10 protein-coding genes are annotated in these 11200 nt (G+C 69.9%); 5 read left to right on the top strand and 5 right to left on the bottom strand.

Annotated elements, in window-relative coordinates; all coding sequences use genetic code 11:
- Positions 1-131: 131 nt before the first annotated feature.
- Positions 132-1661: an MFS transporter gene (locus tag AB0J87_RS38920; protein WP_363974111.1), complete on the top strand. Its 1530-nt coding sequence runs from the start codon at positions 132-134 to the stop codon at positions 1659-1661.
- Between the two features lie 260 nt (positions 1662-1921).
- Here AB0J87_RS38920 and AB0J87_RS38915 read toward each other — a convergent pair whose 3' ends face one another.
- From AB0J87_RS38915 to AB0J87_RS38895, 5 genes are all read right to left on the bottom strand, one after another.
- Positions 1922-2674, bottom strand: coding sequence for a (2Fe-2S)-binding protein (locus AB0J87_RS38915; RefSeq protein ID WP_363974108.1), 753 nt, complete (start codon positions 2672-2674; stop codon positions 1922-1924).
- A 226-nt stretch (positions 2675-2900) separates the two neighbouring features.
- Entirely contained in the window at positions 2901-4598 is a 1698-nt protein-coding gene (locus AB0J87_RS38910; protein ID WP_363974105.1) for an ABC transporter ATP-binding protein, read from the bottom strand.
- Entirely contained in the window at positions 4595-5446 is an 852-nt protein-coding gene (locus AB0J87_RS38905) for an ABC transporter permease (protein WP_363974102.1), read from the bottom strand. Before AB0J87_RS38905 ends, AB0J87_RS38910 begins: the two co-directional genes overlap by 4 nt.
- A complete protein-coding gene (locus AB0J87_RS38900) occupies positions 5443-6441 on the bottom strand; it encodes an ABC transporter permease (protein ID WP_350727961.1) in 999 nt (332 codons plus the stop codon). Before AB0J87_RS38900 ends, AB0J87_RS38905 begins: the two co-directional genes overlap by 4 nt.
- Positions 6438-8048 carry an ABC transporter substrate-binding protein gene (locus AB0J87_RS38895; RefSeq protein WP_363974099.1) on the bottom strand — a complete coding sequence of 537 codons (1611 nt, stop codon included), beginning with the start codon at positions 8046-8048 and terminating at the stop codon, positions 6438-6440. Before AB0J87_RS38895 ends, AB0J87_RS38900 begins: the two co-directional genes overlap by 4 nt.
- A 309-nt stretch (positions 8049-8357) precedes the next feature.
- On the opposite strand from AB0J87_RS38895, the gene AB0J87_RS38890 reads away from it, so the two are divergent.
- The 4 genes from AB0J87_RS38890 to AB0J87_RS38875 form a co-directional block, all read left to right on the top strand.
- A complete protein-coding gene (locus AB0J87_RS38890; RefSeq protein ID WP_355195314.1) occupies positions 8358-8639 on the top strand; it encodes a metal-sensitive transcriptional regulator in 282 nt (93 codons plus the stop codon).
- Between the two features lie 28 nt (positions 8640-8667).
- Positions 8668-8880: a copper ion binding protein gene (locus tag AB0J87_RS38885; protein ID WP_355195316.1), complete on the top strand. Its 213-nt coding sequence runs from the start codon at positions 8668-8670 to the stop codon at positions 8878-8880.
- A complete protein-coding gene (locus AB0J87_RS38880) occupies positions 8877-9827 on the top strand; it encodes a hypothetical protein (protein WP_363974096.1) in 951 nt (316 codons plus the stop codon). The genes AB0J87_RS38885 and AB0J87_RS38880 overlap by 4 nt, the downstream gene beginning before the upstream one ends.
- 27 nt (positions 9828-9854) lie before the next feature.
- Positions 9855-11200: heavy metal translocating P-type ATPase (locus tag AB0J87_RS38875; RefSeq protein WP_363974093.1), on the top strand; the 1346-nt coding region annotated here is incomplete at its 3' end.

Here is an 11200-nt window from a genome sequence, read left to right as displayed (position 1 = left end):
GTCCATTCCCTTGCGGGTCATGACGATGTCGGCCGGTGCGGCACACGAGTGCCCGCGCCCGCAAGCCCGTCGTCGGCCCTGGAGCGGGCCGGACGGCTCGCTCCCAGAACATTCACCGAAGGAACACGTTCATGTCTTCCGCGGATATCGACGACGGCCGGCGTGCCGGTCTCAAGCAGTGGCTCGGGCTGGTGGTGCTGGTCCTGCCCGCCATGTTGCTGTTCATGATGCTCACCATCCTGTTCCTGGCCATTCCCCAGCTGGCCGCGGAGCTCCGGCCGACCAGCACCCAGTCTTTGTGGATCATCGACATATACGGGTTCCTGATGGCCGGGCTGCTGGTCACCATGGGCACGCTGGGCGACAGGATCGGTCATCGCCGATTGCTGATCGCAGGCGCGGTCGTCTTCGCCCTGGTCTCGCTGGCCGCCGCGAACACCTCCGACCCCGCTCTGCTGATCCTGTGGCGAGCCGTCCTGGGCGTCGCGGCCGCCACCCAGATGCCCGCCACCCTGGGCCTGATCTTCGCCACGTTCGCCGACGCGCGGCAGCGGGGAGTCGCCGTCGGCGTGTGGTCGGGCGGCATCTCGGTGGGCACCGGCCTCGGACCCGTGCTCGGCGGGGCGCTGCTGGAGACGTACTCCTGGCGTGCGGCGTTCCTGGTGGCCGTGCCGGTCATGGTGGTGGTGGCGATCGGCGCCCTCCTGCTGCTGCCCGACAACCGCAACCCGGCGGCGGGCCGGCCCGATCTGTTCAGCGTGGCGCTGTCGCTGGCGACTCTGCTGCCCGTCGTCTACGGCGTCAAGGAGCTGGGCAAGGCCGGCACTCTCGCGACGGCGCTGGTGAGCATCGTGGTCGGGCTGGCGTTCGGAGGGTGGTTCGTGCTGCGCCAGCTGCGGCTGCCGGAGCCGCTGCTGGATGTGCGGCTGTTCGCCCACCGCGCGGTCAGCGGTGCGCTGGGCGTCTTCCTGCTGGCCGCGATCGCGCTCGGCGGCGTGTACCTGCTGGTCACGCAGTACCTGCAGCTGGTGGAGGGGCTCTCCCCGCTACAGGCGGGGCTGTGGGTGCTGCCGGGGGCGGCCCTGCTGGTGCTGGTCTCGACGGTCTCCCCGATCCTGGTACGGCGGGTCCGCCCGGGGTATCTCATCGCGGCCGGACTGGTCGTACAAGTGATCGGCTACCTGATGCTCACCCAGGTCGGCGCCGTCGGCGGACTGCCGCTGCTGGTCGCGGGCTTCATGGTGCTCTATCCGGCGGTCGCGCCGTCCATGGCGCTGACCACCAACCTCGTCGTGGGCTCTGTGCCGCCGCAGAAGGCGGGCGCGGCCTCCGGGCTCGCGACAACCTGCAGCGACCTGGGCATCTCGCTCGGCATCGCCGTCATCGGCAGCATCGGCGCCGCCGTCTACCGTAGCCGGATCAGTGGCGAACTGCCCGGCGGCCTGCCGCCGGAAGCCGTCGCGGCCGGCAGCGACAGCCTCGACGGCGCGGTCTCGGCGGCACGGGGGTTGCCGGGCGAGCTCGCCGCGCAGGTCCTCGCCCCCGCTCGTGAGGCCTTCGCGGGCGGGCTCAACGTGGCGGCCGTCGTCGCGGCGGTCATCGCGGGCGGCGCGGCGATCCTCGCGCTCCTCCGGCTGCGCCACATCCCGCCCACCGGCTGAGAAGGGAATTGACCATGGTGTCGATCCGTCGCGCGACGGATCGACAGCCTCGGACGGCAAGGTGATCCGCTGGGAGGTCGCCGAGACCGACGTGGCGGCACAGCGGTTCTACCAGCGCATCGGGGCCGGCCTGGTCTCCAGGTCCCGCGCCGCCGGGGAGCCATGACGGGTCCGCGGGCCAAGCAGACGCTTGGCCGATGAGGCGGGGGAGTGGGGCGGTGGCCGGACCCCGGAGTCGTTCGGGTCGCGCGCTGTGCGGCTCAGTGGGGGACCACTCCGTTCGCGAGGACCTGGCGGTAGGCGGTCACGCGGTCCTCGGCACTGTCCAGGCAGCAGCTGGAGCATTTCACCGCTTCGTCGGAGGTGTAGTAGAGGCAGCACGTGTTGCGTAGGTAGAACAGCCCTTCGCGATCGCCCTCTCGCAGCCTGATCACTTCGCCGAGCTTTTCCAGGCCGCCGGTGGAGGCGGCGAGGAACTCCTCGTAGGCTCGGTGCAGCCGATCGACGTCGCCGCCGAGCCGGCTTGCGATGCAGAATGCCGCCGCGCACCCGTGCGCCACTCCGCCATGGAGCTGGCGTAGGCCCGCCCGGGTGCGCGTGTGCATGGCGTGCGCGAGCGGGAGGAGATGCTCGTCGAGCACCCAGGAGACAAGCGTGTCGACAGGCGCCTCCACGGCGTTCGGCTCGCGTAGCGCGACCGCCTCGAACCCGTGGTGCTCGGAGAGCCGGATGGCGACGTTGCGCGGTCGCATGTCCACGACCACCCGGTCGAGCGCCCATGCCAGCAGCGCGGACGCGGTCACGGTGCCCGCGTACACGGCCATGACGGTCAGTGCGGTGGCGTGATCCGACTTCTGGCCGCTGGCCACCCGCTCGGCTTCGAGCACACGGGAGAGTTCGTCCGATGAGGAGTCGAGCAGCCGGTCGCATGCGATCCAGCCGTCGTGCGGCGTCAGGCCACGTTCAAGCCGGAAGCGGTCCCCGAACGACTCCAGTCGCGAAAATACATCCATCACTGCACAACCGCACTACGTATCGCCATAGTAGAGGATGATACCCCTAACGGGTATATGGTTTCCAGGGCCGGACGACCACTCCTGGGGCACGAGCCGGTCGTAACCGACGACCTCACCGTCCACTTCCCGGGGCCGGCGACCGGAAGGGCTACGGCTCGCCGACATTTACCCGGTGCGGTCCGGGAGAGGGTGCGGCTGTCGTTCGTCAACCGGCCCGGACAACTCATGTGGCAGCCTGGAGGAGCTGGGTCGTATAGGCGTGGGACGGGGATCGGGCCAGGTCGTCGGCCGGGCCGTGCTCGACGACCCGGCCTGCCTGGAGGACCAGGATGCGGTCGCACGACTGGACGGCCTCGCCCAGGTCGTGGGTGACGAGCAGGACGGCGAGGCCGCGTTCGACGGCCAGGGATCGCAGCGTGGTGGCGATCCCCGCGCGGGTGGAGACGTCCAGCATGGAAGTGGCCTCGTCCGCGATGAGCAGCGCGGGGCTGCCGGCGAGAGCTCGGGCGATGGACACCCGCTGGCGCTGGCCGCCGGACAGCTGGCCGGGGAAGCGGGCGAGGAACTCGGAATCGTCCGGCAGCCCGGCGGCGGTCAGCGATTCCCGGACGCGGCCGAGCCGCTCGCCCCGGGGCACTCCGGCCACCGCCATCGGCTCGGCCACCAGTGCCGCCACCCGCATGCCAGGATGGAGCGAATCGTAGGGGTCCTGGTGGACGAAGCCGATCCGTCGTCGCAGGCGGCGCAGTGCACGGCCGGCCGTCAGCTCCCGGCCTTCGAGCGTCACGCGACCGGCGGTCGGTTTGATGAGACCGAGCAGAATCCGGGCGAGCGTGCTCTTGCCCGATCCGCTCTCGCCCACGAGGCCGACGATCTCGCCCGCGCTGATCTCGAGGTCGACGTCGCGCAGCGCGTCCACGACACGTGAGCGGGCCCGGTAGGTGTGCCGGATGCCTGACGCGCTGACCACGGTGCTCCCCGACGGGCTGTCGACGCGGGGCACGTTCGGGTAGGAGGGGTGGTCCGGCTCGTCGTGACGGTGGCAGGCGACCTGCGCCTCTCCGCGTGCGACCAAGAGCGGCGTCTCCTCGCGGCAACGGTCGACGGCGAGCGGGCAGCGGGCCGCGAACGCGCAGCCGGCCGCGATGTGCCCCAGGGCGGGCGCGGATCCGGGGATGCTGCCCCAGGCGATCTCGCGGTCGGCGACGGGGGTCGCGCCGAGCAGTCCCGCCGTGTAGGGGTGGGCGGAGGCCGGGGACAGCGCGCGAGCCGGGCGGACTTCGGCGAGGCGGCCCGCGTACATGATGGCGACGCGGTCGGCGTACGGCAGCAGCCCGGCCAGGTCGTGCGAGACGATCAGCATGCTGGTGCGGAGCCCGGCCAGGAGGGCGAGGACCTGCCGCTGGGTGACGGCGTCCAGCCCGGTGGTGGGTTCGTCCGCGACCAGCAGGTCCGGCTCGCCGGCCAGGGCGAGCGCGATGGCCACCCGCTGGCGTTGCCCGCCGGACAGCTCGTGCGGATATGACCTGAGCATCGTCCCCTGGAGCCCGACGCGGTCGAGCAGGTCGGCGGGCTGGGCCGTGCCGCCGTGCAGGGTGAGCATCTCGGCGAGCTGGGCGCCGATGCGATGCACGGGGCTGAGTCCGGTCATCGCGCCCTGCGGCACGGTGGCGACGCGGGTGCCACGCACACCTGTCCAGTCGGTCCGTCCGACCAGTTCGTGTTCGCCCAGCAACGCGGACCCGCCGGCCTGTGACGTGGAGGGGAGCAGGCCGAGCAGGGTGCGGGCCAGCGAGGTCTTGCCGCAGCCGCTCTCGCCGACCAGCGCCAGGATCTCGCCGTCGGCGATGTCGAGGTTGACGTGCGAGACCGCGGCCAGGCCGCCGTACCGGACGGTCAGGTCACGTACTTTCAAGGTCATCGAGCAGCCTCCCGCAGGGCAGGGTTGAGCCGTTCCTCCACCGCGACGCCGATCAGGGCGAGGGAGAGCACTGTGAGCGTGATGGCGGCGCCGGGCGGCAGCGCCCACCACAGCCAGGCGTCGGACAGGAAGACGCCGTTGGTCTGCACCCAGTAGAGCGTGGTGCCCCAGCTCGGCGAGGTCGGGTCGCCGAGGCCGAGGAAGGACAGGGTGGCGTCGTAGATGATGGCGACCTTCGCGGTGCGGACGAAGACCGGGATGAGCAGCGGCCCGATGAGGTACGTGCCGTGCCGGGCCAGCAACCACCAGGCCGGTGCGCCCATGGCCCGCGACACCTCCAGATGGCCGCGGGACCAGGCGGTGAGCACCCCGGCTCGGAGCACGCGGGCGGGGACCGGCCACAGGATGAGCGCCAGGATCGCCGCCCGTATGCCGAAGGACTGACCGAGGAACGCGGCCGCCAGGATGTAGAGGATCAGCTCGGGCAGGATCAGCAGGACGTCCGCGCCGCGCATCAGCGAGACCGACAACCAGCGCGGGCCGATCCCGGCGGCGCCGCCGATGATCGCGGCCAGCAGCGTGGTGCAGACGGCGACGATGAACGCCAGGCCCAGGGACGTGCCGGCGCCCACGATGAGCTGGTCGAGCAGGTCCCGGCCGAGATCGTCGGAACCCAGCGGCAAGCCTGCCCGCGGCGGTGCGTACGGCTCGGCCACGCGCTCGCGCCCCGCACCGTCGGGCAGGACGGCTCCGTACGCCGCGATGGCGACGATCGCGACGAGGACGCCGACGCCGATCACTCCTTGCGCGCCGAGCAGGTTCCGGCGCGGCGCCTTGAGGAACATCATCTCCGGTCTCCGGTTCTGGCACGGGGATCCAGCAGCGGGTACGTCGCGTCGGCCAGCGCGTTCATGAGCACCACCATGACGGTGAGCACCAGGAACGCCCCCTGCATGAGCGGGTAGTCGCGGGCGGTGATCGCGTCGAAGGTGAGCCGCCCGAGCCCGGGATAGGCGAAGACGGTCTCGACCACGATGGCCCCGGCGGCCAGGAAGCCGATCTCCAGCATGAGGATCGTGTGCACGGGCAGCAGCGCCGGGCGCAGGGCGTGCCTGCGCACGAGCCTGCCGTACGGCACTCCGCGGGCGTGGGCGTGCTGCACCGGCTCGCTGGTCAGGACGGTGAGCAGGGACGAGCGGGTGTAGAGGAACAGATATCCCATGCCGGTGACGGTCAGCGTCGTCACCGGAAGGACCAGGTGCTGCAGAACCCCGCCGACCGTCACCCCTTCCGGCCCGGACACGCCGTAGGTGGGCAGCAGCTGGAGCTTCACCCCGAACAGGACGATCAGCAGCATGCCCAGCCAGAACTGCGGGACCGAATCGGCGACCACGGCCGCGCCGAGCAGCCCGGAGCCCTTGCCCCGGCGGCGACGCAGGGCGCCCGCGACGCCCAGCGTCACCCCCAGGACGGCGGTCACCGCAGTGCTGGTGCCCACCAGGAGCAGCGTCCACGGCAGCGCGTCCGCCAGCGCCTGGGTGACGGGCCGGCCGTCCGACAGCGAGGTGCCGAGGTCCAGGGTGAACACGCCGGTCAGGTAGTCGAGGAACTGCTGGGGGAGCGGCCGGCCGAAGCCGTACTGCGTGGCGATCTGCGCGCGCTCGTCGGCGGTCAGCCTGGCCAGCGCCTCCGGGCTGCCGAACAGCTTGAGCGGGCCACCCGGGAGCGCCCGGGGGAGCGCGAAGTTGAGCGTGAGCGCGACCAGCAGCACCGAGAGGTATTCGGCCAGCCTGCCGGCGATGTAGCGGGGGTAGCCGCGGCGGACGGCCTGGACGGCCGTCATCCGAGCCGGTAGTCGACGAGGGAGAACTTGTTCAGCGCGCCGGAGCCGTTCTGCCAGGTCCAGTTGCTGTAGACGTCCTTACGGAAGGCGTAGGCGCCGTTGCGGTAGTACAGAGTGAGGAACGGCAGCTGCTCCGCTATCTGGGCCTGGAGCTTCTTGGCGGCCTCCGTTCTGGCCTCCATGGTGGGCGCGGCGGTCATGGTGGCGATCGTCTCGTCGACGGCCGGGCTCTTGAAGCCGACGACATTGAGGCTGCCGTCGTCCGGGTCGGAGGCCAGAAGCTGGGCGATGGTGCCGCTGCTGAGCATGACGGGAGCGGACCAGCCCCACATGGACATGTCGTAGTTGCGGCCCTTCCGGACGTCGTAGTCGGGCCAGACCTTGGCGTCGAGGGAGTCGGAGTCGAGCGAGGTGACCTTCACCGCGACGCCCGCGTTCTTGAGCATGTCGCGGATCAGCTCGGCGCTGCGCAGCCGGTCCGTGGAGGCGCTCTGCACCAGCAGCTCGTACGACATGGGCTTGCCGTCCAGCACCCGGATCCCGTCCGGTCCCGGCTTGGCGCCGAGAGCGTCGAGCTCCCGCTTGGCGGCCTCGGCGTCGAAGATCGGCGGGAGCCGGTCTCCCTTGATGGGCGACTCCGCGTGGATGAAGCCGGGGTTGCCCGGGGTGCCCTGGCCGAGCAGCGCCGTCTTGACCAGATCCCCCGTGTCGATGGCCTTGGCCAGAGCCCGGCGTACCTCGGGGCGGTCGAACGGCGGTCTGGTCGTGTTGAACGCCAGCAGCGTGGAGGCGAACTCGGTGCCCTTGACCACGCCGATGCCCGGCTGCCTTTCCAACGTCGCGAGCTGCTGCGGGGGCACGATGCGCGTGGACATGTGCACCTCTCCGGTGCGCAGGGCGGCGAACTGGGTGGACTCCTCCGGGATCACGGCCACCTTGATCGAATCCACTTTGGGCTTGCCCAGGGCATAGGCGGGGTTGGCGGTGAGGGTGTAGCCGCGGGCGTTGTCGTACTGCGTCAGCTTGTACGGCCCGCTGCCGACGGCTTTGTCCACCCCTGCCGTGCTCACCTTCTGCACCGACTCCCACAGGTGCTTGGGAAGGATCGCCATGTCGGCCAGGATCCGGCGCGGAAACTCGGGGTCGGGCGCCTTGAGCGTCATGGTCACGACGTCGCCGCTGGCGCTGACCTTCGCGATCGGGCGGACGTCGACCGACGAGTCACCCTCCATGTTCTTGCGGTAGAAGTCGACGCTGAACACCACGTCGTCGGAGGTGAGCGGCTTGCCGTCATGCCAGGTGACGCCTGGCCGGAGCGGCAGGGTGAACGTCTTGTTGTCGGAGGTCTTGATCTCTTTTGCCAGGAGCGGCGCGACGCCGTCGCCCCGCACGATCACCAGCGTGTCGAAGAGCAGCTTCACCAGGTTGTTGCCCGGGTAGCCGGTCTGGTTGGTGAACGGCGTGAGCGTGCCCTCGTCAGAGGAGATGGCGATGGTGATGCTCTTGGCCTGCTGGGTGCCGGGGGCGCTGGGTGTCGTGCCGGTGCTGGATCCGCATGCCGTGAGGAGCGCGAGGGAGAGCAGCGCAGCCGTGGTTCGGTGGTACAACAAAACCTCCGGGGGGTATATGAGGTGCAAGGTGACCCCATCGGGGAGGGCGTGCGTTTCACGTGACTCTATAGGTCCGCTACGTAGATGCAAGAGTCCATTGTGTAAACACCGTAATTCGCATTGAGCTGCGATGACGTGTCCGCCTGGGCTTCTTCGGTCGGAGCTCGTGCATGGGGTGGGTAGGAAACCTACTATGCCGACTAATAGTTGGGGCAGCGGTTGGCCCTGGTCGCCCGCCTGGGCTCAGGCTCGGCTTGGAATACGGTAGGGGGGTATGGTACGTTCAAGGAGCCGGAAGGGGGAGACATGGTCGGATACAGCGGCAGCAAGCAGGACCAGCTGCGGCGGCTGCGCCGGATCGAGGGTCAGGTGCGGGGGTTGCAGCGGATGGTCGAGGACGACAAGTACTGCATCGACGTGCTGACGCAGGTGTCGGCGGCCACCAGTGCTCTGCAGTCGGTCGCGATCTCCCTGCTGGAGGATCATCTGGCGCACTGTGTCGCCGAGGCCGCTGCCCAGGGCGGGCCGGAGGCTCAGGCGAAGGTCAAAGAGGCTTCCGACGCCATCGCGCGGCTCGTTCGTTCCTGACAGACATCACCGGAAAGGGTTGATCGATATGGCTACCGCTACCTACACCGTCACGGGTATGACCTGCGGGCACTGCGTGAGTTCGGTGAAGGAGGAGGTCGGTGAGGTGTCCGGGGTCACTTCGGTGGAGGTTGACCTGGCGAGCGGCCTGCTGACCGTGGAGAGTGACAGCCCCGTGGAGGCGGCGGACATCGTGGCCGCGGTCGAGGAAGCGGGCTACGAGGTGGCGAGCCGGTCATGAACGCGGCAACCAAGCTGGGTGCCTACGTCGTAGGGCTGGCCGTGGTTTTCGGCGGGGCTCTGGGTGTCGGGAACGCGGTGGGCGAGGTCGGCCCCGCCCCGGCGAAGCCGGAACACGGGGCGACCCATTCGACTCCCGCCGCTGAGAGTCATGGCGGTCATGCGGAGGCCACCGCAACAGCGAAGGGCGATACCCCTGGAGGGCTCCAAGTGTCCGAGAGCGGTTACACGCTGAACCCGTTGACCGCCGTCAAGCCCGGCGAGCCCACGGATTTCCGTTTCACCGTGACGGGTCCCGATGGCAGGCCGGTGACTGACTATCAGGTCGAGCATGACAAGAAGCTGCATTTCATCGTGGTGTCGCGGGATCTGGCCAGTTTCCAGCATGTGCACCCGGACATGGCCGCTGACGGTGTGTGGTCGGTGAAGTTGACGCTGGATGACCCGGGTGCCTATCGGGCTTTCGCCGACTTCGCCCCCACTGGCGGGAGCGGCTTGACGCTGGGTGCGGATCTGCTGGTGGCGGGTGACTACAAGCCGCAGCCCCTGGCCCCGGCGACTCGTACGGCTGAGGTGGACGGCTACACGGTCTCGTTGGCGGGTGATCTCGTGCCCGGCCAGGCGAGCAAGCTGACGCTGAGCGTGAGCAAGGACGGCAAGCCGGTGACGGACCTGCAGCCGTATCTGGGGGCGTACGGGCATCTGGTGGCGTTGCGGGCCGGTGATCTGGCCTACCTGCACGTGCATCCGGAGGAGAGTGTCAAGGCGGGGCCGGAGATCACCTTCTACGCCGAGGTGCCCAGCGGCGGCGACTACCGGTTGTTCCTGGATTTCCAGCATGACGGCAAGGTCCGTACCGCGGACTTCACCGCCCAGGCCGGTACCGGACAGCCCAAAACCACGGCTGAGCCGAGCGCGAGCCCTTCTCACGGCAACCAGCCGCATTGATCGCAGGACACGAGGAAAGGAGATGTGATGTCTTCCCTGACTGAAGGCAGGGCTGTCGAGCTGTCGATCGGTGGCATGACCTGCGCGTCCTGCGCGAACCGGATCGAGCGCAAGCTGAACAAGCTCGAGGGCGTGAGCGCGACGGTGAACTACGCGACGGAGAAGGCGAAGGTCACCTTCCCGGATGGCGTGGATCCGCAGCAGCTGATCGCCGAGGTGGAGAAGGCCGGCTATACCGCCGCGCTGCCCGCCCCGCCCGCCGAGTCCGGCGCCGGGGCCGAGCAGGAGCCTGCCGATGAGCTGCGGCCGTTGCGGCAGCGGTTGATCACCGCGGTGGTGCTGAGTGTGCCGGTGGTCGCGATGGCCATGGTGCCGGCGTTGCAGTTCACGAACTGGCAGTGGCTGTCGCTGGTGCTGGCGGCGCCGGTGGTGGTCTACGCGGGCTGGCCGTTCCACAAGGCGGCCTGGACGAACCTGCGGCACGGCGCGGCGACGATGGACACGCTGATCTCGGTCGGCACGCTGGCCGCTTTCGGCTGGTCGCTGTGGGCGCTGTTCTTCGGCAGCGCGGGCACGCCGGGCATGACGCATCCGTTCGCCTTCACGATCGAGCGCACCGACGGCTCCGGCAACATCTACCTCGAAACCGCGGCGGCGGTGACCGCGTTCATTCTGGCCGGCCGGTATTTCGAGTCCCGTTCCAAGCGGCGGGCGGGGGCGGCGTTGCGGGCGTTGCTGGAGTTGGGTGCCAAGGAGGTGGAGCTGGCCGACGGCCGCCGGATCCCCACCGACCAGCTCGAGGCCGGTGACACGTTCGTGGTGCGGCCCGGCGAGAAGATCGCCACCGATGGGGTGATCCTCGAAGGCAGCTCGGCGGTGGACGCCTCGATGCTGACCGGCGAGTCGGTGCCGGTGGAGGTGCGGCCGGGGGACACGGTCACCGGGGCGACGGTGAACGCGGGCGGCCGCCTGATCGTCCGGGCCACCCGGGTGGGCGCGGACACGCAGCTGGCGCAGATGGCCAAGCTGGTGGAGGAGGCACAGACCGGCAAGGCGGCGGTGCAGCGGCTGGCCGACCGCATCTCGGGGATCTTCGTGCCGATCGTGATCGCGCTGGCGGTCGGGACGCTGGGCTTCTGGCTGGGCACCGGGAACGGCGTGGCGGCGGCGTTCACCGCGGCGGTGGCGGTGCTGATCATCGCGTGCCCGTGCGCGCTGGGGCTGGCCACGCCGACCGCGTTGCTGGTGGGGACCGGGCGAGGGGCCCAGCTCGGGATCTTGATCAAGGGTCCGGAGGTGCTGGAGTCCACCCGCAAGGTCGACACGGTTGTGCTGGACAAGACCGGCACGGTCACCGAGGGCAAGATGACCCT

Origin of the sequence: Nonomuraea sp. NPDC049625 (assembly GCF_040675285.1) — a bacterium.
GTDB lineage: Bacteria > Actinomycetota > Actinomycetes > Streptosporangiales > Streptosporangiaceae > Nonomuraea > Nonomuraea angiospora_A.
This window is presented reverse-complemented; position numbering and strand designations above follow the sequence as displayed.